General features: G+C 37.9%; 26 protein-coding genes. 12 read left to right on the top strand and 14 right to left on the bottom strand.

What is annotated here, in order from left to right:
* The coding region (locus Rain11_RS10170; protein WP_133121564.1) for a transposase at window positions 1-456 on the top strand (456 nt) is incomplete at its 5' end.
* A 25-nt stretch (window positions 457-481) separates the two neighbouring features.
* Here the strand turns inward: Rain11_RS10170 and Rain11_RS10165 are convergent.
* Complete coding sequence (locus Rain11_RS10165) at window positions 482-1,573, bottom strand: hypothetical protein (protein ID WP_101359257.1); 1,092 nt, start codon at window positions 1,571-1,573, stop codon at window positions 482-484.
* Window positions 1,574-2,007: 434 nt separating this feature from the next.
* Here Rain11_RS10165 and Rain11_RS10160 point away from each other — a divergent pair, with 434 nt between their 5' ends.
* From Rain11_RS10160 to Rain11_RS10140, 5 genes are all read left to right on the top strand, one after another.
* Window positions 2,008-2,889, top strand: coding sequence for a MerR family transcriptional regulator (locus tag Rain11_RS10160; RefSeq protein WP_101359256.1), 882 nt, complete (start codon window positions 2,008-2,010; stop codon window positions 2,887-2,889).
* A gap of 199 nt (window positions 2,890-3,088) precedes the next feature.
* Window positions 3,089-3,511: a hypothetical protein gene (locus Rain11_RS10155; protein ID WP_101359255.1), complete on the top strand. Its 423-nt coding sequence runs from the start codon at window positions 3,089-3,091 to the stop codon at window positions 3,509-3,511.
* Between the two features lie 130 nt (window positions 3,512-3,641).
* Window positions 3,642-5,528, top strand: a complete 1,887-nt coding sequence (gene serA / locus Rain11_RS10150) for a phosphoglycerate dehydrogenase (protein ID WP_101359254.1) — start codon at window positions 3,642-3,644, stop codon at window positions 5,526-5,528.
* A gap of 100 nt (window positions 5,529-5,628) precedes the next feature.
* Window positions 5,629-7,257: an L-glutamate gamma-semialdehyde dehydrogenase gene (pruA, locus tag Rain11_RS10145; RefSeq protein WP_101359253.1), complete on the top strand. Its 1,629-nt coding sequence runs from the start codon at window positions 5,629-5,631 to the stop codon at window positions 7,255-7,257.
* Between the two features lie 288 nt (window positions 7,258-7,545).
* Entirely contained in the window at window positions 7,546-7,737 is a 192-nt protein-coding gene (locus tag Rain11_RS10140) for a hypothetical protein (protein WP_101359252.1), read from the top strand.
* A 74-nt stretch (window positions 7,738-7,811) separates the two neighbouring features.
* On the opposite strand, the gene Rain11_RS10135 is transcribed toward Rain11_RS10140, so the two are convergent.
* Both Rain11_RS10135 and aat read right to left on the bottom strand, forming a co-directional pair.
* A complete protein-coding gene (locus tag Rain11_RS10135) occupies window positions 7,812-8,054 on the bottom strand; it encodes a cytochrome b5 domain-containing protein (protein WP_101359251.1) in 243 nt (80 codons plus the stop codon).
* The gene (gene aat, locus Rain11_RS10130; protein ID WP_101359250.1) at window positions 8,051-8,767 is read right to left on the bottom strand and encodes a leucyl/phenylalanyl-tRNA--protein transferase; all 717 of its coding nucleotides are present in this window, start codon (window positions 8,765-8,767) and stop codon (window positions 8,051-8,053) included. Before aat ends, Rain11_RS10135 begins: the two co-directional genes overlap by 4 nt.
* A gap of 318 nt (window positions 8,768-9,085) precedes the next feature.
* On the opposite strand from aat, the gene Rain11_RS10125 reads away from it, so the two are divergent.
* The gene (locus Rain11_RS10125) at window positions 9,086-9,397 is read left to right on the top strand and encodes a hypothetical protein (RefSeq protein WP_101359249.1); all 312 of its coding nucleotides are present in this window, start codon (window positions 9,086-9,088) and stop codon (window positions 9,395-9,397) included.
* Window positions 9,398-9,436: 39 nt separating this feature from the next.
* On the opposite strand, the gene Rain11_RS10120 is transcribed toward Rain11_RS10125, so the two are convergent.
* From Rain11_RS10120 to Rain11_RS10105, 4 genes are all read right to left on the bottom strand, one after another.
* On the bottom strand, window positions 9,437-9,940 hold the full coding sequence (locus Rain11_RS10120) for a phosphoribosyltransferase family protein (protein WP_101359248.1): 504 nt from the start codon (window positions 9,938-9,940) through the stop codon (window positions 9,437-9,439).
* Window positions 9,941-9,999: 59 nt separating this feature from the next.
* Window positions 10,000-10,884, bottom strand: coding sequence for an ATP synthase F1 subunit gamma (gene atpG, locus Rain11_RS10115; protein WP_101359247.1), 885 nt, complete (start codon window positions 10,882-10,884; stop codon window positions 10,000-10,002).
* Window positions 10,885-10,993: 109 nt separating this feature from the next.
* Window positions 10,994-12,568, bottom strand: a complete 1,575-nt coding sequence (gene atpA / locus Rain11_RS10110) for a F0F1 ATP synthase subunit alpha (protein WP_101359246.1) — start codon at window positions 12,566-12,568, stop codon at window positions 10,994-10,996.
* 114 nt (window positions 12,569-12,682) lie between these two features.
* Entirely contained in the window at window positions 12,683-14,215 is a 1,533-nt protein-coding gene (locus Rain11_RS10105; protein ID WP_101359245.1) for an OmpA family protein, read from the bottom strand.
* A gap of 53 nt (window positions 14,216-14,268) precedes the next feature.
* On the opposite strand from Rain11_RS10105, the gene Rain11_RS10100 reads away from it, so the two are divergent.
* Genes Rain11_RS10100 through Rain11_RS10090 form a run of 3 tightly spaced genes read left to right on the top strand, consistent with a single transcriptional unit; the run spans window position 14,269 to window position 16,319 of the window.
* Complete coding sequence (locus tag Rain11_RS10100; RefSeq protein ID WP_101359244.1) at window positions 14,269-14,493, top strand: PspC domain-containing protein; 225 nt, start codon at window positions 14,269-14,271, stop codon at window positions 14,491-14,493.
* Between the two features lie 21 nt (window positions 14,494-14,514).
* Window positions 14,515-15,081, top strand: coding sequence for a peptide deformylase (gene def, locus Rain11_RS10095; protein WP_101359243.1), 567 nt, complete (start codon window positions 14,515-14,517; stop codon window positions 15,079-15,081).
* Window positions 15,082-15,128: 47 nt separating this feature from the next.
* Window positions 15,129-16,319 carry a hypothetical protein gene (locus tag Rain11_RS10090; RefSeq protein WP_101359242.1) on the top strand — a complete coding sequence of 397 codons (1,191 nt, stop codon included), beginning with the start codon at window positions 15,129-15,131 and terminating at the stop codon, window positions 16,317-16,319.
* Window positions 16,320-16,499: 180 nt separating this feature from the next.
* Here Rain11_RS10090 and dapF read toward each other — a convergent pair whose 3' ends face one another.
* The 4 genes from dapF to panC form a co-directional block, all read right to left on the bottom strand.
* Window positions 16,500-17,282, bottom strand: coding sequence for a diaminopimelate epimerase (gene dapF, locus Rain11_RS10085; protein ID WP_101359241.1), 783 nt, complete (start codon window positions 17,280-17,282; stop codon window positions 16,500-16,502).
* A 128-nt stretch (window positions 17,283-17,410) separates the two neighbouring features.
* Entirely contained in the window at window positions 17,411-17,872 is a 462-nt protein-coding gene (locus Rain11_RS10080; RefSeq protein WP_101359240.1) for a DUF2452 domain-containing protein, read from the bottom strand.
* A 4-nt stretch (window positions 17,873-17,876) separates the two neighbouring features.
* A complete protein-coding gene (locus Rain11_RS10075; protein ID WP_101359239.1) occupies window positions 17,877-18,437 on the bottom strand; it encodes a phosphatase PAP2 family protein in 561 nt (186 codons plus the stop codon).
* Window positions 18,434-19,294 carry a pantoate--beta-alanine ligase gene (gene panC, locus Rain11_RS10070; RefSeq protein WP_101359238.1) on the bottom strand — a complete coding sequence of 287 codons (861 nt, stop codon included), beginning with the start codon at window positions 19,292-19,294 and terminating at the stop codon, window positions 18,434-18,436. Before panC ends, Rain11_RS10075 begins: the two co-directional genes overlap by 4 nt.
* A 129-nt stretch (window positions 19,295-19,423) precedes the next feature.
* On the opposite strand from panC, the gene Rain11_RS10065 reads away from it, so the two are divergent.
* Both Rain11_RS10065 and Rain11_RS10060 read left to right on the top strand, forming a co-directional pair.
* Entirely contained in the window at window positions 19,424-20,839 is a 1,416-nt protein-coding gene (locus Rain11_RS10065; RefSeq protein ID WP_101359237.1) for an MBL fold metallo-hydrolase, read from the top strand.
* A gap of 14 nt (window positions 20,840-20,853) precedes the next feature.
* Window positions 20,854-22,005 carry an outer membrane beta-barrel protein gene (locus Rain11_RS10060; protein ID WP_101359236.1) on the top strand — a complete coding sequence of 384 codons (1,152 nt, stop codon included), beginning with the start codon at window positions 20,854-20,856 and terminating at the stop codon, window positions 22,003-22,005.
* 12 nt (window positions 22,006-22,017) lie between these two features.
* Here the strand turns inward: Rain11_RS10060 and Rain11_RS10055 are convergent, their stop codons facing one another.
* Genes Rain11_RS10055 through sdaAA form a run of 3 tightly spaced genes read right to left on the bottom strand, consistent with a single transcriptional unit; the run spans window position 22,018 to window position 25,816 of the window.
* Complete coding sequence (locus tag Rain11_RS10055; RefSeq protein ID WP_101359235.1) at window positions 22,018-22,914, bottom strand: hypothetical protein; 897 nt, start codon at window positions 22,912-22,914, stop codon at window positions 22,018-22,020.
* 60 nt (window positions 22,915-22,974) lie between these two features.
* Window positions 22,975-24,945: an ATP-binding protein gene (locus tag Rain11_RS10050; protein WP_101359234.1), complete on the bottom strand. Its 1,971-nt coding sequence runs from the start codon at window positions 24,943-24,945 to the stop codon at window positions 22,975-22,977.
* Window positions 24,914-25,816, bottom strand: coding sequence for an L-serine ammonia-lyase, iron-sulfur-dependent, subunit alpha (sdaAA, locus tag Rain11_RS10045; protein ID WP_101359233.1), 903 nt, complete (start codon window positions 25,814-25,816; stop codon window positions 24,914-24,916). Before sdaAA ends, Rain11_RS10050 begins: the two co-directional genes overlap by 32 nt.
* Window positions 25,817-25,858: the final 42 nt, after the last annotated feature.

Below are 25,858 nucleotides of genomic sequence, written 5' to 3'. Positions count from 1 at the left end.
GGACATAGCCCTGTGCTTCGGGAAGGCTGTCGTTATCAACACCTTTCTGCCATCAGTGCCATTAGTCCTGCGGGTGATTTGGTGTATCAAATACAAGAAAGTAGTTTCAAGGGCAAAGATGTGGTAGATTTTCTCAAAAAATTACTTGACACTTTGAAGCAAAAATTACTCATCATTTGGGATGGGGCACGTATTCATTCCAGCAAAGAGGTGAAAGATTTTTTACGAAAAGACAAGAATGAAACTATTTATCTGGCTAAAATTCCCCCCTATTCCCCTGAATTGAACGCAGATGAACAGGTCTGGAAAACCCTCAAATGTGATATGCTTAAAAATGTTGTCTGTAAAAACTTAACTCAACTCAAAACTAAACTTCAAAATGCTTTTCAAGTACTTCAACAAGCTACAAAAAAAATTGCTAACTTCTTTAAACACCTGAAAGTAGGTTTCGTATAAATCTTAAATTTATTTAACTATAAATTTACCTTCCTCCTCTGCCGCCTGTTCTACTACCCCCAGAACTTCCTCCTGATGAACCTCCACTTCTTCCACTACTGAAACCACCTGATGATGAAGTTCTTTCCCTTCCACTACTCCAAGAAGAAGACGAGTTATTGGAATTAGAATTGCTTCTACCACCCCAAGAGGTTCTATTATTACCTTCATTCCTATAACGTTCTGATGAATTGGAGTTGTTGTAACGTTCAGAATTGATACTACTTCTTTCTGTTTTTACTCTACCTGTACGAACCTCATTGCTCTGTGTGGGGGTATAGGTATCAGATGAGTAGTTTCTTGTTCTTCCACCTGTAATTACTCTACCACCCTGATTATTGTTGTCATCATTATTATTGTTATTAGGTTGCAATCTTGGATTAGGAGTGTTTCTGATGAAATTGCTACCTCTGCCCGCCGAAGCACGCGGACCTACATAAATATTTTGGGGAGTACGATTATCATTCCAAGACCAAGTATTGCCCCAGCCGCTATTCCAGCCCCAAGGTCTATACCAAGAATTCCAGCCATAACCATAACCTATGTACCAACCATTTCCCCAGCCTGTACCCCAATAAGGGTTGCCCCAGCCCGTACCATACCAATACGGATTGTTCCAGCCATTGTTCCAATAATAAGGGCTATTCCAACCTCCATACCAATAAGGACTATTCCAAGAGTTCCAGTTTCCACCCCAGTTATTGCAACTCCAGCAATTATTCCAATAATTCCAACTATTCCAGCGATTATCATTCCAAGAGTTGTAATTATTCCAGTTAGCACTTCGGCTATTCATAGGTACATACAAACTACCACCTTGCGTAACAGGATAATCCAAAGCATCGGGATTGCTGAAATTACTGATAGGTTTCTGGTCATATTCGCTATTGTAGGCATCGCTTGTTAAGCCATCATTTTCTAAAATTCTTTGATTTTGGCGAATTTCAGTTTTTTTTACATCATCTCCTACAAAATACACGTCGTCGTATTCATCACCTTGCGAAACGAGCCTTCCTTGTGAGGCACAAGAGAAAGCACCAAACGCAAGCAAAACATAATATACCCAATGCCTTTTCATAAACGTATCAGTTTGGTGGTTAATTTACTAATTAACAAACAAAAACCGAGCCATTTCGGTTCAAATTTTTTGTTTTTATGTATAATGAACGAATGTATTACAAGAGCCTTGTATAAGGCAATAGTTTTTTATCTGCATTGTTTGCAATAAATTTTCGTAAAATCAAGAAAGTAACTTCTAAATCTTACATAAGTTTTTGAGAAAAATTATACTTTTCGTGAAACTTTACACCAATTTCTGCGTAATACAAGAAAGAAGCTATCATAAAAAAGTAGTTTTTTCATACAAACAGGTGTGTATCTTAAACAGGTGCAGTAAAGGCATCAACCTTTGGTTGATGTTTTTTTATTTTCTGACAAACATTTTTTTCTGCAAATAGTTTTCATTACAACAACATCATATTTTTTTAATGAAAATTATGAGTTATCCAAATTATGAGCTACTATTCTATTAAAGATGTAGAAAATCTTTCAGGTATTAAAGCCCATACCCTACGTGTGTGGGAACAACGATACGATATTCTTAAACCCAAACGAACCGACACCAACATTCGCTATTATGATGATTTAGACCTTAAACTCATTCTGAATATTTCTGTACTCAATAAGCACGGGCATAAAATTTCGCATATTGCCCAAATGTCGGCAGAAGAATTGCGTACCGAACTTATCCGTCTTACAGAAAAATCTACTGATGCCCAAGATAAAATACAAGCCTTTACGCTCTGTATGATGGATTTGGACGAAGAACGCTTTGAGTATCTACTTGCTCAAAGTATCAAACAAATAGGCTTTGAAAATACAATGCTTCGGATAATTTTCCCCTTTTTGCAAAAAATAGGTATTTTGTGGCTTGCAGGTACTATCAACCCTGCTCAAGAACATTTCATTTCTCATTTGATACGACAGAAAATCATTGTAGCCATTGATAGCCTCAAACCCAATTATACCGAAGGTAAAAAATATATGCTTTTTTTGCCTGAAGGCGAATGGCACGAACTTTCGCTCCTTTTCACAAATTATCTTTTACGTAGCCGAAAGCAAAGAACTATTTATCTCGGGCAGACCGTTCCCTTGAACGATTTGCAAGAAGCTTACAAAATTTATAAACCCGAATTCCTTTTCAGTGTGATAACTTCTTCACCCTCTTTTCAGCAAATACAGCAGTATATTTACGAAATTTCAAGACACTTTCCTGAAAGTAAAATCATTCTTACAGGTAGCCAAGTGATAGGGCAAGGGCTGGATACTCCTGAAAATGTCTTAATTTTAGCCAAAATTGAAGACCTGTTAGATTTTATTCAGGAAAATGCTTAAAATATTATTATGCAAGCCGAATAATATTTGGTTTGTATAAAAATAGTACAATTCAATAGTTGAAAAAGGTCAATTTTTGCAAAAATTTTACAAAAAAATACAAAAAAAAATCAAAAATGCTTGTGTGGTTTTAGGGGGCATTGTAATTTTGTATCAGAAATTTTGAAAAAGAATTGTTGAACCCTTAAACCATACTACTATGGCAACTGCAAAAAACGCGGCTACTGAAGCTGTAAACAAAATGGCTGAGCAAAACCAAGAAGCTCTCGTAAAAGTGAAAAACACCTTGAAAGAAGCTTTTGCTAACGTGAAAAAGACCGTAGGTCTTGACAATGCTCCTGACTTCATTAAAGAAGCAGTAGAAGCTCAAGAAAACTTGGCAAGCAACTGGTTTGATTCTCTTATCCGTGTTGCTCAGGTAAAATCAGTAGAAGAATTGAACGAAGTGTTGAACACCCAAGTAAAACATTTCCAAAAGAACTTCACTACTGCTATGGACTTGGATTTCTGGAAAAAATCATCTAAAAAAGGAGCAGAGTGGAAACCTACTGATTACGTAAACGTAGATTTCGCAAAAGAAACTATGCTCAAAGTAATTGACCTTTGCCAACCTGCAAAGTAATTGCTTCTCCGCTATGAAAACCCAAAAAGCCGAGCTTTATGCTCGGTTTTTTTATTTTGAAAAAATCACTTATTTTCTATTATCCAATATCTTTCTTTCATAAATTTGCTTCTAAAAAACTCTAACCAACTTGAAAAGCTATATTATCATTGATTTTGATAGCACCTTCACGCAAGTAGAAGGATTAGACGAGCTGGCTCGCATAGCTCTAAAAAATACCCCCGATGGAAAGGAACGAATAGCTCAAATTCAGCAAATTACTCACGAAGGAATGGAAGGTAAAATATCTTTCGCTGATGCTTTGCGTGAGCGAGTTAGATTGCTTTCTGCTCACCAAAACCATATCAGCGAGCTTATAGATTTTCTAAAAACCAAAGTTTCCCCTTCTATTGAGCGAAACAAGCAATTTTTTAAGCAATTTGCCGATAATGTCCTTATTATTTCCAGCGGATTTCGGGAATTTATTGTACCTATTGTGAGCGAGTATGGCATAAAACCTGAAAATGTTTTTGCCAATTCTTTCCTCTTTGATGAAAACGGAAATATTATTGGTTACGATACCAGTAATCTACTTGCTCAAAACGAAGGTAAAGTCTTGCAACTCAAAGCCTTAAATTTAGAAGGTGAAGTTTATGTAATTGGCGATGGATATACTGATTATCAAATGCGTGAAGCAGGATTAGCCAATCGCTTTTATGCTTTCACAGAAAATATCAAACGAGAAAGTGTTACAGCCAAAGCCGACTATGTTCTGCCTAATTTAGATGAGTTTTTGTTCATACACAAATTGCCTATGCAAGTTTCTTATCCCAAACATCGCATTAAGGTCTTACTTTTAGAGAACGTTCACCCCAAAGCCAAAGCAATTTTTGAAAAAGAAGGTTACCAAGTAGAACTGCTCAAAACTGCCCTCAACGAAGCTGAACTTTGTGAAGCTATCCGAGAAGTTTCTATTTTGGGCATTCGTTCTAAAACCAACGTTACTGCCAAAGTATTAGAAAATGCCGAAAAACTTATTGCTGTTGGTGCTTTTTGTATTGGCACTAATCAAATTGACTTGAAAACTTGTATGCATAAAGGGATAGCAGTTTTCAATGCTCCTTACAGCAATACCCGAAGCGTTGTAGAACTTGCTATCGGTGAAATGATTATGCTCACCCGAAGAATTTTTGAAAAAAGTAATCTTACACACAAAGGAATTTGGGATAAATCCGCCACAAATAGCCGTGAAATCAGAGGTAAGAAGTTAGGTATTGTAGGTTATGGTAATATTGGTTCGCAACTTTCGGTGGTAGCGGAGGCTTTGGGTATGCAGGTGTATTTTTACGATATTGTAGATAAACTTGCCTTGGGTAATGCCCGCAAATGCAATTCGCTTGATGAACTTTTAAGAGAGGCTGATTTTGTGAGCTTGCACGTTGATGGTAGAGAGGAAAATACACATCTGATAGGTGAAAGAGAATTTGGTTTGATGAAAGAAGGGGTTATTTTTCTAAATTTGGCACGTGGGCATATTGTAGATATTGAGGCATTAGTAAAAAACTTAAAAACTGGCAAAATTGCGGGTGCGGCAGTAGATGTATTCCCATATGAACCTAAAAATAATGAGGAGGAATTTATCAGTGAATTGCGAGGCTTACCGAATGTTATTCTCACGCCTCATATCGGTGGAAGCACCGAAGAAGCACAAGAAAATATTGGCGAGTATGTTCCGCAGAAACTCATTGACTATATCAACACAGGTAGCACTTACGCCAGCGTGAATATGCCTAATTTGCAATTGCCTGCACAAAAAGATGCTCATAGGCTTTTGCATATACACAAAAACACTGCGGGGATTCTTGCTCAAATCAACCAAGTACTCGCAAGTCATCAAATCAATATCTTGGGGCAATACCTCAAAACAAACGAAGAAATCGGTTACGTAATTACTGATATTGATAAAGAATACAGCAAAGATGTAATTACTGCTCTCAAACGCATTGAAAACACTATAAAATTTAGAATTTTGTACTAATCTTTGGGAAAATGTTTTTCATCAATAATTTTCCCTATTGGCAGTAGAAGTTTTTTTGCTAAATTTACATTTTGAAACAACCTTAAAATCAATTTTTTGTATGAATTACGGCATTTTCACTATTCCCGAGCCCAAAAACGAACCTGTGTACGGCTATGCACCGGGTAGTAAAGAAAGAGAACTTTTGAAAAAAGCAATCCAAGAACTGAAAAGTAAAGAATTAGATATTCCAATGTTTATTGGTGGCGAGGAGGTACGCACTGGTAATCGTAAGCGTATAGCTCCACCTCACGAATTAAGTCATACATTAGGATACTATCATAAAGGAGGTAGAGAGGAAGTAGAACGTGCCATTCGTGCCGCTCTGAATGCCAAAGAATTATGGGAAAATATGAGTTGGGAGCATCGGGCAAGTATTTTTCTGAAAGCCGCCGAGCTTATCTCGTCCAAATATCGCTACGAACTCAACGCCGCTACGATGTTAGGACAATCTAAAAATGTTTTTCAAGCCGAAATTGACTCCGCTTGCGAAATTATTGATTTCCTTCGCTTCAATGTGAAATTTATGGAGCAAATTTATCGCGAGCAACCTATCTCTTCGGCAGGCATTTGGAATAGGGTAGAGCATCGTGCTTTGGAGGGTTTTGTTTTTGCTCTTACGCCGTTCAATTTTACGGCTATTGCGGGCAATTTGCCTACGTCCCCTGCAATGATGGGGAATTGTGTGGTATGGAAACCCGCCGAAACACAGATTTATTCAGCTCACGTGTTAATGAAGGTTTTCAGAGAGGCAGGCGTTCCTGATGGGGTTATCAATTTGGTATTTGTTGATGGACCCACAGCAGGCGAGGTTATTTTCGCTCACCCCGATTTTGCAGGTATTCATTTTACAGGAGGAACAAGCACTTTCCAAAGAATTTGGAAAACCATTGGCGAAAACATTGCTATTTACAAAACTTATCCTCGTATTGTAGGCGAAACAGGTGGAAAAGATTTTGTTTTAGCTCATCATTCCGCAGACACCAAAGCCCTTGCAACAGCACTTATTCGCGGAGCTTTTGAATATCAAGGGCAAAAATGCTCGGCGGCTTCAAGAGCTTACATTCCTTCAAGTATCTGGGAGGAAGTAAAAAACTATATGCTTGCCGATTTGAAAGAAATCAAAATGGGTAGTGTAGAAGATTTTACTTGCTTTATCAATGCGGTAATTGATGAAAAATCTTTTGATAAAATCACAGGCTACATTGAGCAAGCAAAGAAAGATGGCGTAAATATTATTGCAGGGGGTAACTATGATAAAACCAAAGGATTTTTTATTGAGCCTACTATTTTGCAAGTACAAGACCCTATGTATGTAACTATGCAAGAAGAAATTTTCGGACCTGTTTTGAGTGTATATGTTTATCAGCCCGAAAATTTTGAAGATGTGCTTACGTTGGTAGATAAAACTTCGCCTTACGCTCTTACGGGTGCTATTTTTGCCCAAGACCGCTACGCCATAGATTTAGCGAGCAAGCGTTTGCGTCATTCAGCAGGAAACTTTTACATCAACGATAAGCCCACGGGGGCAGTAGTAGGACAACAGCCTTTTGGCGGAGCAAGAGCATCAGGTACAAACGACAAAGCAGGTTCTATGCTTAATCTTTTGCGTTGGACTTCCGCCCGGGCTATCAAAGAAACTTTTGTCCCACCCACCGACTATAAATATCCGTTTATGGCAGAAAGTTAGCAGAAAAGAACCCGAATTTATGAACATAAATTCTTGATTTACACAGGAAAGCAGAGCAATAGCGGCAACATCGCTGCGGCTGATGCCGCCGCTCGCTTTTTTAAGAAAAGGTTATTCAGCAAATCCTATGCCAGTCTGTTATTTGAAAAAAAATCTTGCAAAAATGTGGTGTAATATCCAAAAAAAACTTTAATTTGGGTTACGAATTGGAAGATAGTTTTTTACTACCTTCACTCAAAGCAGGTATCTGAATCTCAATTGTTTATAGAACCTAAATGAAAAAGCAATATGATACACATCAACAAAGAAAAACTTTTAGCAGATAGAGAGCGTTTGCTCAATATTCTAAAAAACAAAGATTTAGACGAGCATACGCATAGGCTTGTACGCGAAGACTTACGCAATGTAGAAAAAGAGCTTGCCGAAATAGCTCCCGAACTTTTGAAAGAAAATAATGATAATCAGCAAACTAAAAAATAGACTGAAATTTTCATAGTATATTTAACTATTGAGGGCTTCGTTCAATACGAAGCCCTCAATGCTCATAAACAGAATCAGTCTTTTAATTTACCAATTATCTCAAATTTTTCAAAAACCTTTTCACTATGAGGAGCGTCTGTTAGCTCTTCGGTGAGGTCTTGTCCTGCCCAATGCTCGTAGTGTTTGCCTTCTCGCCAAAGACGTGAGCGTGAGACATCATAGATGAAACCATTGTAGGCTACCCATATTTCTGGGCGGTCTTGTCCGTTACGTAAAGCAAGTTGCTGTTTGGTGTAGATAGTTAAATTTTCACTCATACCATCTCTATTTCTGACAAATCATTACCAAACGTCTCTCCCCAATTTCCTTTGAAAAAGTCTTTTTGAGCCTTTTTTCCTACTATTTGCACAAACTGCTGACGAGGTATAAACTCCGCTCCTAAACTTTCTAAATGTTCTGTATGAACTTGACAATCAATAAGTTCAAAATTGTTTTTCTCTAAAATTTTACATAAAGTAATAAAGCCGTATTTAGAAGCATTACTCACTTTGGAAAACATTGACTCCCCAAAGAAAATATTTCCCAAGCAAATCCCATACAACCCTCCCACTAATTTCTCTTCCTGCCAAACTTCAACAGAATGGGCATAACCCAACTGATGTAGTTCTATGTAGGCGTTTTTCATTTCAGGGGTTATCCAAGTACCATACTGCCCTTCTCGTTTAATTTTTTGGCAATTTGTAATTACTTTTTCAAAATCCTTATCCAAAGTTACTTCAAAAGCCTTTTTCTTAAAAAGTTGCCTCATACTTTTGGAAATCTTGATATGAGCAGGATACAGCACAAAACGAGGTTCAGGCGACCACCAAATAATAGGTTCTCCTTCCGAAAACCACGGAAATATTCCTGAACGATACGCTAAAAGCAAACGTTCCACTGAAAGGTCGCCACCCACAGCTACAATACCTTCTCGGCTGGCAATATGTACCGGAGGGAAAAAAAGCTCATCTCGTAGGAAGTAATAAGCCATAAATGCTCACTTGCTGAATACATTTCTAATTTAATTCAAGTTTGACTAAAAAGCAAATTTTCCTTAAAAAATTCTGTGAAAATTTTTGGTACAAAATTTGATATAATTTCGTAAAATTATTACAAGACTTAAAAAATTTTTTTGAAATGAAAATACCCTTTATTCAAAAATTATGAGTTATACCTCGTTTTTATTACATCAAAACTTACATCTGTGCAACTTTTTTGCCTTATGTTTTCGTAAATGAAGTAAAAGGGTACTACAAAAACAAAAGACACTATACCACTTACATTACCAACAGCTAAAACTTCTACGTGTATGAACCTCAGTATGAATGACATTGAAAACTTGCTTTGGAGTTTCCAAAAGCACGTTCCCGAGGACAAAGTAGGGCATAAAACCAAAGTACAACTTCTTAAAATTGCCCTCTTGCAAGAAGTGAATTTACCTTCTTTGAAGGTAACCGATGGAGACCCGTTCTCTGCTAAATGGCATAATTTATTTGAAGAAACCACCCAAAAGCTAAAAAATATTTTTAGCAGTTTGGGAGCAACGCCTGAACAAATTGAGGCAATTCTCACCGAATATGGCAAAATTTCTCATCATAACGTATGGCGTAGAGCTTCTTGACATCTCAAATTTCCAAGGTTAGCGGTTTGCTAACCTTTTTTATTGGCTTAAATATACTCCAAATTTACTTTCATCGTCCAAAATAACACTCACGTGATTCTGTAAGGTAGTAGCAAGGGAATAACCTACGTAATCAGGATTGATAGGGAACAACTTGTTATCTCTATTTACAAGCACAAGTGTTTGCAAACTTTTGATAGGAATTTCAAAGAAAGGTTTGAAGGCGTAAAACATTGTTTTACCGCTATTCAGCACATCATCTATCAAGATAATGCTTTTATGAGCCAAATTGGCAATATCTTCTGAAATTTGAATAGGTTGCGAAAGGGGGGCTGTTTTGTCTAATTTCAAACTACAAAGCCGTACTTTCAGCGGCGAAACTGCCTGAATTTCTCTTTGCAATAAGTATGCCAAATGCAACCCCATATTCTCAATGCCCACAAGCACTATTTCCGTTTCATCAAAATGATTTTCGTAAATTTGGTAAGCTAAACGCCTGATTTTCTGATGTACTTGCCTAGCAGAAAGTATTTGGGTAAGCATTTCCGTAAAATTTAAGACGGCTCAATTGCCACTACCGACAAATTGAGCCTGTATAAGTCTTAACCTTCTTTGAGGGCTTCTGCACCACCTACAATTTCTAAAATTTCTTTGGTAATAGCCGCCTGACGTGAGCGATTGTATTCCAAACGAAGTTGTTTCAGAAGTTCGCTGGCGTTGTCGGTAGCTTTATCCATAGCGGTCATTCTTGCACCTTGTTCGGAAGCATTAGACTCTAAAATAGCCCTATAAAGTTTAATTTTCAAAGAATAGGGAATGAGGTCTTGGATAATTTCTTCAGCAGAAGGTTCTAAAATATAATCACCGCCTTCGGTTTGGGTTTGAGCTGTGCTTTTTTGCAAAGGCAAAAAGGTTTCTTGTCTCAAAATTTGTGTTACCACATTTTTGAATTCGTTGTAAATCAAGACCACCTTATCATACTTGGCATCGGCGTAGAGTTTTAAGACAAAATCACCTACTTTTTTTACATTCTCAAAGCTCAAGCGTGTAAAAATATCTGTAAATTCGCTACCAACAATCTGAAAGCCTCTTTTTGCAAAAAAATCTTTTCCTTTTTTACCCAAACATAAACAATGAACGTTCCCTTTTGCAAGTTGGGAGGCGTACTCGGTTTGAATAATATTGTAAGCGAACTTTTGAATACCGCTATTAAAACTGCCACACAAACCCCTATCCGAAGTATTGATGATAAGCAAAATCTTTTCAGCAGGACGTTCTTGCAAATATGGGCTTTCAATTTCACCCGTATAGCCCGCCGAAAGGTTATTTAAGATTTTGTTCAGCGATGTAGCATACGGACGCATCTGCGTAATGGCATCTTGGGCTTTGCGGAGCTTAGATGCCGCCACCAACTTCATCGCTTTGGTAATTTGCTGTGTTGAATTTACGGTGGTTATGCGGTTGCGTATCTCTTTTAATGAAGGCATAGGTTAGTACGGAGTATAAGAGTATTGAGTAATGAGTATTTTGTGAAACAAACTATATTGCAAGAAAGACCTATGAAAGTTTTTAAGGTTTCATAGGTCTTTTTAAGGCTTAATAATTTTTAGCCATTTGAAGGGCAACTTCCTTCATTTTAGCAGTATCGGCATCTTCTAATTTACCTTTACGCAAGTTTTCTAAAATGGCTTTATGCTCTACACGCATTTTTGCCAAGAACTCCTTTTCAAACTCTTTCACTTTTTCCACAGGAACGCTATCCAAACAGCCATTCGTAGCTACATAAATGATAGCAATTTGTTCCTCTACGGGTACAGGCGAGTATTGAGGTTGCTTCAAAACTTCCAGATTTCTTCTACCACGTTCAATAACGAGCTTGGTAGCAGGGTCAAGGTCGGAGCCGAATTTAGCGAAAGCCTCCAACTCACGGAACTGGGCTTGGTCAAGTTTAAGCGTACCTGCTACTTTTTTCATAGATTTGATTTGAGCATTCCCCCCCACACGGCTCACCGAAATACCCACGTTGATAGCAGGACGAATACCTGCGTTAAACAGGTTAGATTCCAAGAAAATCTGTCCGTCAGTAATGGAAATTACATTGGTAGGGATATAAGCCGAAACGTCTCCTGCTTGGGTTTCAATGATAGGCAAAGCCGTAAGAGAACCTCCTCCTTTTACTTTACCCTTCAAGGATTCAGGCAAATCGTTCATTTGGCGAGCTACTTCATCAGAAGCATTGATTTTAGCGGCACGCTCCAAAAGACGAGAGTGCAAGTAGAAAATATCCCCGGGATAAGCCTCGCGTCCGGGAGGGCGGCGAAGCAACAGAGAAACTTCGCGATAGGCAACAGCTTGCTTGGAAAGGTCATCATATACCACCAAAGCAGGGCGACCTGTATCGCGGAAATATTCGCCTATTGCCGCACCTGTAAAAGGGGCAAAAAATTGCATAGGAGCAGGGTCAGAGGCGGTAGCCGAAACAACAATGGTATAAGGCATTGCACCGCCATCTTCCAGAGCCTTTACAATTTGAGCTACCGTAGAGGCTTTTTGTCCGCAAGCCACATAAATACAATACACAGGCTCGCCTCTGTCGTAAAATTCTTTTTGGTTGATGATAGTATCAATAATGATAGCCGTTTTTCCTGTTTGGCGGTCGCCGATGATGAGCTCACGCTGTCCTCTACCGATAGGAATCATTGCATCAATAGCTTTGATACCTGTTTGGAGGGGTTCATTTACAGGTTGGCGGTAAATAACGCCCGGAGCTTTGCGTTCCAAGGGCATATCATACAAATCACCTACTAAATCTCCTTTGCCGTCAATGGGTACTCCCAAAGTATTCACAACTCTACCCAGCATAGCTTCACCTACTTTGATAGAGGCGATTTTTTTAGTACGTCTGACGGTATCTCCCTCTTTCACTTCGCCTGCTTCCATAAGAACGGCTCCCACGTTATCTTCTTCCAAGTTTAGAGCCAAAGCCTTGATACCATTTTCAAATTCCAAAAGCTCTCCAGCTTGCACTTTGGTAAGCCCATAAATACGAGCTACACCATCACCCACTTGCAAAACGGTACCGACTTCTTCCAGTTCAGCTTCGGTTTTTACATTAGAAAGTTGCTCTCGCAGAATGGCAGAGATTTCATCAGGTCTGATTTGTACGTTCATAAATTTTGTATATGCTTAAAATTCAACCATTAGGAAAATCAGTCGCAAAAATACATATTTCCTTGATTGCAAAAAATTTTTTGTAATGATTTTTGTCAGAAAGGAATTAGCTAATTATTTCATAATGGCATTTTCTCTCACTTGCCAAAATTCCATATCTTTTTGAGCTTTATTTTTAAGTTTTTTATCTTTCTGAAAACTTTTGGCAAGCCATTCCAAACACTCTTGCTCATTTCCTTTACGCATACCCACAATAGCACGTGCATACAAAGCAAGTGAAAAATCTTGTATTTGCTCAAAAAGTTGAGAAGCCTTATCGTATTGATAGGTGAGCAAATAGATTAACCCCTGATTAAATATGCTTTGGGGGTTTTTCCCTGATTTTTGAAAAAATCGTAAAGCCTCTTGGTATCGGCTATCTTTTACAGAAATAGCTTCTTTTACCTTTTGCAAGCCTTGCCACTCATTGAGCCATTGCACAAGAGTTGTATCTGTAAAGTTTTTTTGTGAAGCAATTTTTAGCAAGCTATCTGATTTTTGTATTTTGTTTTGCTTACGTAAAAGCAAAGCATAGTTGTAATAGGTTTCGCCTTTGGCACCTAAGTTTATGGCTGTTTGTAAATGATTTCCTGCCTTCTGAAAATACTCTTGGCTTTTATTTTTGAAAAACATTTGAGCATACCAAGTGCCTATTTGATGATGCACAAGGGCATTAGGGCTTTGCTCTGCTTGGTTTTGCCATTTATTTAGCCACGAAAGCGTATCGTTTGGAGCTATTTTTTCCTCCTTTTCAGGCACAATTTTAACTACTCGCATAGGGGCATAAATGGACTGATTTTCGTTCTTTTCCAAAACTTCTACAATAGGCTGAATACTTGCCAATGGTTCAATTTGCTTTTGTAAATTTTCATCAAGCAAACTTTGCAAGCATTTTTTCCATTCCTCAAAACTGAGTAGTTGAATATAAACAGGGACTTTCCGAGCTGAAAGAAAGGCTTTTACCGCTTCGGCTCGCTTTTGTGCTAACTTAAAATTTTGGTTTTCTTTCCCTTCGGGAGAAAAAAAGCCAATCACTCTAACTGGTTCTTGTACAGATTGTAACTTTCTTTTTTCAATTTCAGAAAGATGAGAGCTATTGGCATCAAAAAAAATACTTATACCCTGCTGTAGCAGATTTTCTGTTTCAAAAGGATAAAAATGCAAAGGAGGTTCTGGACTATGCTGAAAAAGCGAAGCAGTCGTAATTATCCCTCTGCCAATGGTGAAATAAGGAGTTTCATACGTTTTGCCTTTCTTTTGCCTGATTTTAGCTTTAAGCAAAATTTCGCCGTATTCTATTTGTGGCGAATACCAAAAAGCAAACGAAGTATCTTTTTGCAAAATGTTTTTCTCTAAAGAAACTTGCAGAATTTCGCCCGTAAAATTTTGAGCATTGAAAATAACTTGTGCTTCGTAGGAAAGCATTTTTTTCTGCATCTCCGCAGGTAGCTTGATTTGCAACTGCCCACGTACTTGCCCGCCGTGCATTTCCAAAGGATTGGGGCGTAGCATAACTATTTGTTTCTGACTAATTTTAGAAAGTTCCTTTCCGCCTTTGCAAGCAGAAAAAAGTATCAGCAACAGAATACAACGAAAATATTTTTGCATTTTTTCAGAAATTTGTATCTTTGCTTTTGGTTTTGATTTTTTTGATGTAGGCGATGTTCAAGAGGTTCAAGTGCTTTGTAGAGTTTCACGCTTTTGGCGTTTGTACTCGTTTAGGTGAAAAAATGGGAATGTCTATTTCACACATTCGTCTTTTTTTCATTTATGCTACTTTTTTAACTATGGGTTCGCCTATTATTATTTACCTCGTACTTGCCTTTATTATGAATATTCGCAGATACTTGCGAAAAGCTAATAACCCTACCGTCTGGGATATATGACACGCAAAAATAATAAAAATAATGATTTTACCAATAGTTGCTTACGGAGATAACGTTTTGAAAAAAAAAGCAGAGGAAATACCTGTAAATACTCCTCTTTCGGAGCTCATTGCCGATATGTACGAAACTATGTACAATGCTCACGGCATAGGGCTTGCCGCCCCACAAATTGGCAAAAGTATTCGTCTTTTTATTACTGATGGCACCGTTTTGGAAGAAGAACCCGAACTCAAAGACTTCAAAAAAGTGTTCATCAATCCTATTATTTTAGAGGAAACAGGTGATATTTGGACAATGGAAGAAGGCTGTTTGAGCATTCCGAATATCAGAGAAAATGTAAGTCGTAAAGAAAATGTACATATCCGATATTATGACGAAAACTGGGTTTTACACGAAAAAACTTATTCAGGTATGGCGGCTCGTATCATTCAGCACGAATACGACCACATAGAAGGTATACTCTTTGTAGATTATCTGCCCCCTCTCAAAAAACGTATGCTCAAAAACAAATTGCTCAATATTAGCAAAGGCATTGTTGAGGTAGAATATCGTATGCGTTTCCCAATGGCTGCCAAAGCAAGAGTATAAACCTACTTGCAGAAACTACGCAATTACTCAACCACAAATCTATTTTTATGCAAATCAGAAAAGTTCAGAATAGCTCTGACGAGGAAAAATTTTTTGCACTGCCTCAAAAACTTTACGCCAACACCAAACAATGGATTCGCCCTCTGGAAAAAGATGTAAGGGGTGTTTTTGATAAAAATCTTAATCCTACTTTTCAGCACGGCGAATGTGAGCGTTTTATTTTGCAAAATGAAAGTGGCGATACGCTTGGTAGAGTGGCAGTATTCATCAACGAAAAAACCAAACTCAAAAACAATGACCAGCCCACAGGCGGAATGGGCTTTTTTGAGTGCATAGAAAACCAACAAGCCGCTTTTATGCTTTTTGATGCTTGCAAGCAATGGCTTTCGGAAAGAGGTTGCGAAGCAATGGACGGCTCAATCAATTTCGGCGGGAGAGATAAATTCTGGGGTGTGCTTGTAGAAGGTTTTGACCGAGAGCCTAACTATCAGCAAAACTATAATTTCCCCTATTATCAACAATTTTTTGAAAATTATGGCTTTCAGGTGTATTTCAATCAGTACACTTTTTTTCGTAAAGTATATGGCGTAAGTGAAAAAGTGCACGCCAAAGCCAATCGCATTTTTGCTGATAGCAATTATCATTTTGAAAATATTAGGGTAAAGCAACTGAAAAAATTTGCCCAAGATTTCAGGCAGATTTACAACAATAGCTTTGCCCTTACCGAAGGCATACCCGCAATGACCGAACAAGAAGCCGAAAAAATGATGAAAAAAATGAAACCCGTCATTGATGAAAGGCTCATCACTTTCGGCTATTATAAAAATGAACCTGTTGCTTTTGGCATATTTCTACCCGAACTGAATCAGATTTTTCGTTATGTAGATGGCAAATTAGATTGGTTGGGAAAACTAAAATTTTTGTATTATCGTTGGAAAGGCGTTTGTACGCGTGTATTAGGAGTTGGTTTTGCTGTGGTGAAGGCTCATCACGCCAAAGGGTTAGATGCGGCTCTTTCGGTTTGTTTGGAGCGTGAAACTGCCAAAGCTGATTTTCCCTACACTGATTTAGAACTCAATTGGATTGGAGATTTCAACCCACCTATGCTCAAACTTATGAAAAATTTGGAGTTTTCGGTTTGCAAAAAACACATAACTTATCGCAAACTTTTTGATGAAACCCGCCCCTTCAAACGCCACCCCATTCGCACCTATAATGAAAAAAACGAAAACGAATAAAAACTGATTATCAATAATTTGCAAAAAAATGTAAAAAAAAATTAAAAAATTTCTACCCGAAATGCAACAAATACGGGATTTCAAACGTAATACAAATGCATAGTGTTCAATTTTTGTTTAACTGGAAAGGGGCAATAAATTTTGTTGCCCTTTTTTATTTTTTTCTTGTTTTCTTGCTATCTACACTTCTATATGCCCTTCAAAGACTTTTTCGGCTTTACCTGCCAAAAAGATATTGTAAAAATTTCCATTTTTTTGCTGAAAACTCACCCACAAATTTCCTCCCAAAGTTTTGATTTGAACCTCATTCAAATCTTGGTTTTGCAGTGCATAGACCAGTGCCGAGGCTGTTACGCCTGTACCGCAAGAATAGGTTTCATCTTCTACGCCTCTCTCGTAGGTACGCACACGCAAGAGATTTTCACCTAAAATTTCTACAAAATTTACGTTTGTTCCTTTTTCACAAAAACGTTCATTATAGCGAATAGCTCTGCCTTTTTCAAAAACATTCATTTGCTCTAAACCCTGCACAAACTCTACATAATGTGGTGAGCCTGTGTCTAAAAAATAGTAACCTTCTGTATTTTTTTCAATTTCGCTTACATCTTTCATTTTCAGATATACCAGTTCATCTCTGAAAAAAGCTTCGTGAAGTCCATCAACTGCCAAAAATTGTGTTTCTTTTTCAAAAAGTCCTAAACTTTTGGCGAAAGCTACGGCACATCTGCCTCCATTGCCACACATTGAACCTTCTTTTCCGTTGGCGTTGTAATACACCATTCGGAAATCTACATCGGCGGCGGTAGTGTATTCAATCAGGATAAGTCCATCTGCCCCAATGCCAAAACGGCGATGACAAAGATGAGCAATTAAATCAGTTTCTTTCGGAAAAAACAAATTCCGATTATCAATCATTACAAAATCATTGCCCGTTCCTTGATATTTTTCAAATGGAATTTTCATAAAAACGGAAAGTCAAAAAGTTGCTAGACTTAAATGTATGAATATTTCTTTTAAAACTCTTGTTTCTTGCCTCCTGTTTCTTGTTTCTTGTCTCCTGCCTCCTGCTTCTTATCTATGTTTTTAATCAATCATTCGTATTCAATATATTCTTTGTTTTCCAGCACGTCCCAAGTATGGTCGGCAAGGAGCGTAACTTTGGCAGAATATTTATCGTAAGGCATTTTTGCTCCCCACTCTTCGGGAGAAATCATTGAAAGTACATAAGAACCATCATTTTTTTGGTACAAGTAATAGGCTTGTCCAATAATAGGCTCAAAACCTACTTGTGCATTGTAAATTTTTTCGGAAATCACCTTGCGTTCTTGTATGCGTTTAGCTTGTTCTACGAGCAGGTGCATTTGTTCATACAAAAACCCCATTTGCTTTTCGGTTTGCTGATGCATAGCCGAAATAGCTTTCCCTTTGGTTTTGCCCATATCTTCGGGCTTCACTACCACACCGCCACGTGTGTGTGCGTAAGGAAGCAAATGCGGATTTTCTGTGGTTTTGTCTTTATCAATAGGGTTGATAAAATCGTTATTTTCTTGCATATCACTAAACTTTCAGAACTTTTTCAGGAAATTTGAAAACTGCCCAAGCAAAAAAAGCCCCGAGCATAGCCCCTACTAAAACATCAGTAGGATAATGAGCGGCTAAATACACTCTGCTAAACGAAACTACCCCCGCCCACAGAAACAAGAGCCAAGCCATTCGGTAAAATTTTTTGAGCCAAAGCCACCAAAACATTGCCAGCCCGAAGGTATTGGCGGCGTGTGAAGAGGCAAAACCATATTGCCCTCCACAACCATCGGGCAGATGTAAAGGCACTTGCCAGCCTTGCCAATGGCAAGGTCTTAAACGCTCAAAAAAAGGCTTCATCAAAGAGGAAGTTGTTTGGTCTGCCAAAGTTATTACAAGGGCTATTCCTAAAACGAAGAAAACACTTTTTTGTTTATGAATACGCAAAAGCAAAATCAGCAAAATAGCATAAAAAGGTATCCAAACGTTGGTTTTACTTGCAAATACCATAAGGCTATCCAGCCAAGCCGTGTGATGGGCATTTATCCAAGCTACTGCGTTTTTATCCCAATTATCTATGTTTTGTAGGATATTCACTTTTTGCCAAAATTTTCAATGATAAGGTTATCAATCAGCCGTACCCCCGAAACATAAGCGGCAATACACAAGGCTACATCACCGCGAAAATTACTCAAATCTTCAATAATTTGCAGAGTATTTGCGTCCGCAATCTCAAAATATTCCAGCTCTATACCCCTGATATTGAGCAAGTATTCTTTGACAGCTTTTTGAATTTGCTTTACAGAATGACTCATAAGCATACTTTCAGCTTTTTTCAGAACCTTGTAAAGATGTGAAGCTGTTTCTTGCTCTTGCAAATTGAGCCTTTGATTGCGAGAGGACATTGCCAAGCCGTTTGCCTCTCTGACTATCGGGCAACGTACTAGTTCCAAAGGGAACATCAAATCTTGCACCAAAGTTCGTATGATAACAAATTGTTGCAAATCTTTTTGCCCGAAATATGCCTTATGAGGTTGTACGATATGAAAAAGTTTAGAAACTACGAGTGCCACTCCGTTGAAATGCCCTTTGCGAAATTTACCTTCCATTACACTTTCTAAATATCCGAAGTGAAATTGTAAGGTGCTTTTTTCAGGATACATTGTAGTTTCGGTTGGAAAAAAAAGTACGTTACAGCCCACGCTTTCAAGCATTTGAACGTCTTTTTCCAAAGTACGGGGATATTTTGCCAAATCTTCGGGATTATTAAACTGGGTAGGATTCACGAAAACACTGCAAACAACTATATCATTTTCTTGCTTTGCAATACGCACAAGCGAAAGATGCCCTTCGTGTAAAGCTCCCATCGTAGGTACAAAGCCTATTTTTTTACCTGCTTTTTGTTCTTGCCAAAGAAAATTTTGCAAAGCCGAAATCTCCTGAAACTTACGCATAGAGTTGTAGGTTGCTCTGCAAAAGTAAGCAAAAGACTTTCAGTTTCAAAATTTGCTTCTTTCTTTTGCAAAATTCGGTGAATTTTATTTGCTTGCGGTCTTATTTAATTTAACAATTTTTTTGTAAGAATGAAACTTACTTTTTGGGGGGCTACTCGACAAGTTACGGGCAGTATGTACTTGCTTGAAATTGATGATTACAAACTTCTTATAGATTGCGGACTGGATTTTGAAAAAGATAAAAACACTTCGGAAAACGAAAATTTATACTACCAAAGTCTTTTTCCTTTTGAACCTTCGCTTATCAATGCCGTAGTGCTTACACACGCTCACATAGACCATTCGGGCAATTTACCCAATTTGGTACGAGAAGGCTTTGAAGGACAAATCATTGCCACTTCGGCTACACAAAAACTTACGTATTTGCTTCTGCACGATTCGGCAACGCTGTATCAAAAAAAAATCAAAAAGACGCATAAGAAAAACAACAAATATGCTTCCCCTTCGGTCAAATCTGAATGGTTTTTACCCAAACACGTAGAAGATACCGATGAGCATTTTTTCCCTTTGCAGTTCAACAGACGCTTTGCTATTACCCGAGATATTTACGTTACGCTTATTCCTACGGGGCATTTGCTGGGAGCGGCAAATGTATTTTTAGAGGTAAAAGAAAATGGCACGTGGAAAAAGATTTTATTTTCGGGCGATATTGGCAGAAAAAATTATCCTCTACTCCCCGACCCCGAAATTCCACCCCAAGCCGATTACCTCATATGCGAAACCACCTATGGCAACCGCTTACACCAAAGACATCTGCCCCCCGAAGAGGAACTTTTTCAAATCATTCAAAAAACTTGCGTAGAAATTCCGGGCAGGTTGATTATTCCTGCGTTCAGCGTGGGTAGAACACAGGCTTTGCTTTATACCCTACACAAATTGAGCGTGCAGAAACGTCTGCCACCCATTAAGATTTTTTCCGACAGCCCTTTGGCTCATCAGAGTACAAAAGCCTATGAACATTATTTAAGTTTGCTCAACGAGGAAGTTCAAAAGTTTTATACCGAACATAAAAGCCTTTTTGACTTTGAAAACTTGATTTTTGTAGAAGATTTACGCACCAGCAAACAAATTTCCAATTATACCGAGCCTTGCATCATTATTTCCTCATCGGGAATGGTGCAAGGAGGTAGAATAGAACACCACGTCAAGGCAAATATTCAAAATCCTTATGCTACCATTCTTTTGGTAGGTTTTGCCGCCGAAGGCACATTGGGCTACAAACTTTTACACGGCGATAAAACTTTGGAAATCGGCGAAAAAAAACTGCCTGTTTATGCCAATATTTGCTCTATTGATACATTTAGCGGACACGGCGACCAAAAAGATCTTTTGGAGTTTGTGCAAACCCAAGATAGCCATAAACTTCAAAAAATTTTTCTCATTCACGGCGAAGAACAATCAATGATTGATTTCAAAGATTTTTTAGCTCAAAATGGCTACCCACAAGCAATTATTCCTAATAAAGGAGATAGTTTTGAACTCTAAAAAACCTTAATGCTATGAATAGAAATACTTTTTTACTCGTTTTGATGCTTTTTTCTCTGAAAAACTTTGCCCAAGATATTTTGGTACTTGCCAGTGGCGACACACTTCGCATACACATACGCAAAGCCTTCAAAAATACGAATGCTTACCAACTTACCTATAAGCTCGCCCCTGAAAGCACAGATGAAATTGTTCTGAAGCCTCATCAAATTCGCTCATTTTTCATTGGTAACCAGTATGTTTCGCTTTCCGTAGAAAAAGAGGAAGGAGCAGAGCAACTCCTTTTACAGGAAATCTTGGTAAATGGTAAAATTAAACTCTACAAAGGAGTAGATACCGAAGGCAATCCTGGCTTTTTCATTAGCAAGGAAGGTAAAAATATAGCTGTGAGCCGTGATAATCTGAACAATTTTGTAGAAACGTATTTTACAGATTGTCCTAATTTTAATAGGGAACGCTATTTGCCCGCAGAAAATAAACTTTATCGCCAAGATTACCTAATGGATTTAGTTTCGCATTACAATCATTGTGTTGATGAAAAAGTGCCTTATTTCCGCTATTACGAACCCGAAAAGCCTAAAAAACGTGATAATTTAACTTGGGGTTTTAAGGCGGGGGCAGGTTTGCAAGAGTATGCCTATCGTAGCTTTGCCACTGATGCAAATGCCTTTCTATATGGCTCAGCAATTTTTAATTGGCAAGCCAGTTTCGTAGGGGGCGTGTATGGGGGCATCAATTATAGTAAAAATTTCAGCCTTTTTGCTGACCTAACTTATATGTACCGAAATGCTATTTCAGAAGATGGGGTCATTGAAATAGGATACAGCGGACTGAACATACCCATTTATGGAGAGTTTCAGTTCTTGCAAGACAAAAGAGTGCGTCCATTTATCAATTTTGGGGCCAATGCTCTTGTTGCGATTGCCGCTAAATACAAATTTAATGTGCCGCCTTCTTTTCAGATTTTGCGTCCTATCAATCTTTCTCCTGTAAGTTTTGGAGTAATGGGCGGTTTGGGGGCATATGTAGAAACTGCTTCCAAACCGATGAAATTTGAGATTCGTATGTATCAAGATTTTTTTGAGGGCAGTAACCCAACCTTTGGCGACGACAAAATGCGTGTAGCAAGTATTCTGCTTATGGCAAGCTATCCTATGAGTTTTTAGCTTGCGATTGCATCATAAATGCTGATGAGCCATTGCAAGAATAGCCAGCACCGCTACTAAAATTCCCAAGCGATTGGCGGTATTGAGTTTTTCTTTGAAAAGCAATATTGCAAGAAAAGTAGAAAAGACAATAATGGCAATGTTGAAAAGTGGAAAGAAAAAAGCCCCATTGCCCGCAAATTCTTTTTGCAAAGAAAGCATCATAAAAATCACAGAAAAGTAATTGAAAACGCCCAATATCACACCTGCAAGTATATTAGGCAAGGTGATTTTAGTTTTCTTGGCTATTACTTGTTTGGCTAAAATCAACGCCCCAACTATTCCTGCAATAGCAAAAATAAGCATAGAAAACAAGGCTTGTGAGGTCTTATCAGTAGCAGAGACACTGCTTACCCAATTGATACTGGTATCAATGGCTCCACTCATCAAAAAAATTGCCACAATTAGCATAAAACTTTTCAAGAAATGCGTATTGCTTGCACTCTGAACGTTTTTTGAGCGATAAGAAGTAAGAAATATTGCCAAAAATACCAAAATCAGACCCGTATAATTGAGCCAATCAAAGGTTTCTTTGTGCTTGAAAAAGATTAAATTTACGATTACAGGAATAATCAGAGAAATTTTAGAAGCCACCGAAGAAGCCGCCACACTGATATTTTGAGCCACATAGCCCATTAAGTAAAAAGTGCTGATGAATAGCAAACCCAATCCCAAAGGCACTTTCACCCATAGATGTTCCCAAGTGATATTTTGTAAAACCGAAAAATCGCCCAAATACACAAGGGCAGTAAGCACGCAAGTCCAATAATTAAAAACAATCGCCTGAAAGGTATGAATACGAAACTTCTGAAAACTCCTAAAAATCAGAAAAAGACTTGCCGAAAGAGCCAAAGCAACTAAAAAAAACATTCTACAAAGCAGATTTGAAGGTTTGAAAGTATTTGGAAGGCAAATTTGGGATAAATTTTGTTATTCTGCTTTATTTAGGGTAAAAATAAATTTGCTACCTTTACCTTCCTCGCTTTCCACCCAAATTTCTCCATTATTTTTTCGGATAAACTCTTTACACAACAGCAATCCGAGTCCTGTACCTTGTTCGTTATCTGTACCTTTGGAACTTTTTACTCCTCCAATCTGAAATAGTTTTGCTTTCAGACTCTCAGGCATACCCACCCCATTATCTTCCACCTCTACCCAAATCTTGTTATTTTGCTCGTAAGCTCTTACCCAAACATTACCTTTTCTGCTTGTAAATTTTAAGGCATTGGTGAGCAGGTTTCTTAAAACAAACTTTATGTGGTTAGGGTCTGCATAGGTCATTAGCAAAGGCTGAACTTCATATTTCAGTGAAATTTCTTTTTTTTCAAAAAGAATTACAGAAAGCTCCAATTCTTCGCGTATTACCTCATTGAGAACAATCACTTTGGGGTTAAATTCTACACGCCCCATTTGGCTTCTTGCCCAAGTGAGTAGGTCTTCTATAAGTTGAAGCACATTTTTTAGAGAATGGTTAAGGTCGTTGGAAATTTTCTTAACTTCCTCTTTGGTCATTGCGTCGGCATAATTGGAAAGTAAGTTTGTAAAACCCAAAAGCGAATTGATAGGGCTACGCAAGTCGTGAGCAATAATCGAAAAGAATTTATCTTTGCTTTCATTCAGTTCTTCTAATTGCTTTTTCTGTTCCTGAATTTGCCATAGAGCCTCGCTAATTTTCTTGTTTTTCTCTTCAATTTCATCTCTTTGGGCTTCAATTTCAGCTTTTTTCTGTTCAATTTCTTCATTTTTTATACGTAAAATCTGATTATCTCGTTCTCTGATATAATATCGGTAATAATAAATACCCAAAACTACCAAAATTACAAATATGATAGAAATAGCAATAATTACAGAAGTAAGCCAAAGTCTTTGTTGTTTTTCATTTTCAAGTTGTTTTTCAAGCAAAAGCTGGTCTTGAATAGCTTTTTCCTTTTGAATAATATTTTGTTCGCCCCTACCACCATAAATATCATAGACCACTTCCAAATTTTTTTGTCCCATATAATTTTTCAAAATCTTATTTTTGATTACGGTAAATTGAGCTGTGTTAGTAATTCTTTTTATGGGTTCGTGCCAATCGTGGTTTTTGGGTAACATAAAAGCGTTTCCTTCGCGAATACTTTTGAACAAAAATTGCCTTTTGATATTGTACTTCTTTTGGTAATATTGCAAATAAATAGGTAAGTCTATATAGCCAAAGGCTTTGCTATTATTACTGATAAGGTCTATTAAATTTTCTGCTTCTTGGGCATATCTGATTTCAAAAGGTGGAATTTGGGGATAAAACTTTTTAATTTTACTCTGCAAACTCAATAAATCTTTTTCATAAGTGCTTCCTGTGGCAGTGTAAGCGACATATTTATGGGCATTCTTGTAAAAATCATTCGTGTCTAAGTAAAGAGGGACAGCCTCGTTACAAATCATAACGGTAATATCAGGTAAGTAATTTAGGAAAAAATCTACACTTTTTCTGCGTTCTTCTGTAATAGAAAAAGCCGCCGCACCTACATAACAGCCTTTCTTTTGGCTAATAAGCGTAAGTACCAGACTAAAATAAGGTACTTCTTGCCAAATTAAATCAATTTTTACCTGATATTCTTTACTTACGAGTTTGAAAAATTCTTTGAGCAAATCGGCTTCAATGCCACTAATCAAGGTATCTTTACCCTTAATTTCTTTGTAGATGAAAGGCTCTAATCTTGTCCATAGAACAACTACCTTACCTCTTTTTTTGGTGAGTATCTCTTTCCAACTATTTGAAGCGGCAGGAATTTTGAGCGTATCTTGGGCAAAAATTGACAAACTCAAAATCCATAGCAAAATAGATACTAAACTTGCCTTCAAAAAATATAAAAATCTTGTTTTCAATAGATTAGGCTGTTTCGTCAGGTAAAATTTCCACATCTTGAACCAAAACTTTTTGAGCGATTGCTTTGCCTGTAAGTGTAGCGGCAAGCCCACCGAGAGCTGTTTCTTTGTAGCGAGTTTCCATACTTTGCCCTATTTCACCCATAGCTTGTACGCACTCATCAACGGGAATTACGGCATCTACGTCAGCCAAGGCGATTTGAGCAGAGGAGTAAGCAATAGCTACTCCACTGGCATTTCGTACAATACAAGGCACTTCAACAAGCCCTGCTACGGGGTCGCATACAAGTCCCAAAGTGCATTGAATAGTAATAGCTACTGCATTGAAAACCTGCTGAGTAGTTCCCCCTAAACAATACACAATAGCTCCCGCTCCCATAGCCGCCGCCGAGCCTGTCTCGGCTTGACAGCCTCCTACTGCTCCTGCAATACCTGCGTTTCTTTCTATAATCAGGGCAATACCTGCCGCTACGAGCAGAGCTTCCCAAATTTTGCGGTCTTCTAAGCGATGTATTTGCTGAAGTGTGTATAAAATACCGGGCAAAATACCTGAAGCCCCCGCCGTAGGTGCGGCTACTATTCTTCCCATACAAGAATTTACTTCTTTTGCCGCCATAGCCCGAGCTATAAGTTCTTGAAACTCTTTGGAAAGTACCACTATCGGTGTTTTGAACACTTTTTTTGCTCCATTATTTACCATACCCGAACGCGAGGTCATATCTTCAGTAAGACCCGTCTGTATAGCTTCAGTCATTACCTGATAAGCCTTTTGTATATGTTGCCAAATTTCGGCTTCTGTACGACCTTTTTGTTCCATTTCATATTCCAAAACAGGTTGATATAGAGGTATTTTATTCTCTTCACAATAAACTTTCCAACTCCGAAAATCATCAAACAAAATACTCATAAGCAGTTTGCGTTTGGTGCGTAAGGCAAATATACAATTTTT

This window comes from Raineya orbicola (assembly GCF_002843425.1).
In the GTDB taxonomy this organism is placed as follows: Bacteria; Bacteroidota; Bacteroidia; order Cytophagales; family Thermonemataceae; genus Raineya; species Raineya orbicola.
This window is presented reverse-complemented; position numbering and strand designations above follow the sequence as displayed.

Coding starts and splice junctions, on each gene's coding strand:
- panC (WP_101359238.1), bottom strand. CDS start 19,294: ATGCGTAAGTTTCAGGAGATTTCGGCTTTGCAAAATTTTCTTTGGCAA.
- Rain11_RS10055 (WP_101359235.1), bottom strand. CDS start 22,914: ATGTTTTTTTTAGTTGCTTTGGCTCTTTCGGCAAGTCTTTTTCTGATT.
- Rain11_RS10125 (WP_101359249.1), top strand. CDS start 9,086: ATGAACCTCAGTATGAATGACATTGAAAACTTGCTTTGGAGTTTCCAA.
- sdaAA (WP_101359233.1), bottom strand. CDS start 25,816: ATGAGTATTTTGTTTGATGATTTTCGGAGTTGGAAAGTTTATTGTGAA.
- Rain11_RS10090 (WP_101359242.1), top strand. CDS start 15,129: ATGCAAATCAGAAAAGTTCAGAATAGCTCTGACGAGGAAAAATTTTTT.
- dapF (WP_101359241.1), bottom strand. CDS start 17,282: ATGAAAATTCCATTTGAAAAATATCAAGGAACGGGCAATGATTTTGTA.
- def (WP_101359243.1), top strand. CDS start 14,515: ATGATTTTACCAATAGTTGCTTACGGAGATAACGTTTTGAAAAAAAAA.
- Rain11_RS10105 (WP_101359245.1), bottom strand. CDS start 14,215: ATGCAAAAATATTTTCGTTGTATTCTGTTGCTGATACTTTTTTCTGCT.
- Rain11_RS10135 (WP_101359251.1), bottom strand. CDS start 8,054: ATGAGTGAAAATTTAACTATCTACACCAAACAGCAACTTGCTTTACGT.
- Rain11_RS10165 (WP_101359257.1), bottom strand. CDS start 1,573: ATGAAAAGGCATTGGGTATATTATGTTTTGCTTGCGTTTGGTGCTTTC.
- atpG (WP_101359247.1), bottom strand. CDS start 10,884: ATGCCTTCATTAAAAGAGATACGCAACCGCATAACCACCGTAAATTCA.
- Rain11_RS10080 (WP_101359240.1), bottom strand. CDS start 17,872: ATGCAAGAAAATAACGATTTTATCAACCCTATTGATAAAGACAAAACC.
- Rain11_RS10050 (WP_101359234.1), bottom strand. CDS start 24,945: ATGTGGAAATTTTACCTGACGAAACAGCCTAATCTATTGAAAACAAGA.
- aat (WP_101359250.1), bottom strand. CDS start 8,767: ATGGCTTATTACTTCCTACGAGATGAGCTTTTTTTCCCTCCGGTACAT.
- Rain11_RS10160 (WP_101359256.1), top strand. CDS start 2,008: ATGAGCTACTATTCTATTAAAGATGTAGAAAATCTTTCAGGTATTAAA.
- Rain11_RS10100 (WP_101359244.1), top strand. CDS start 14,269: ATGTTCAAGAGGTTCAAGTGCTTTGTAGAGTTTCACGCTTTTGGCGTT.
- Rain11_RS10155 (WP_101359255.1), top strand. CDS start 3,089: ATGGCAACTGCAAAAAACGCGGCTACTGAAGCTGTAAACAAAATGGCT.
- Rain11_RS10140 (WP_101359252.1), top strand. CDS start 7,546: ATGATACACATCAACAAAGAAAAACTTTTAGCAGATAGAGAGCGTTTG.
- pruA (WP_101359253.1), top strand. CDS start 5,629: ATGAATTACGGCATTTTCACTATTCCCGAGCCCAAAAACGAACCTGTG.
- Rain11_RS10060 (WP_101359236.1), top strand. CDS start 20,854: ATGAATAGAAATACTTTTTTACTCGTTTTGATGCTTTTTTCTCTGAAA.
- Rain11_RS10065 (WP_101359237.1), top strand. CDS start 19,424: ATGAAACTTACTTTTTGGGGGGCTACTCGACAAGTTACGGGCAGTATG.
- Rain11_RS10120 (WP_101359248.1), bottom strand. CDS start 9,940: ATGCTTACCCAAATACTTTCTGCTAGGCAAGTACATCAGAAAATCAGG.
- atpA (WP_101359246.1), bottom strand. CDS start 12,568: ATGAACGTACAAATCAGACCTGATGAAATCTCTGCCATTCTGCGAGAG.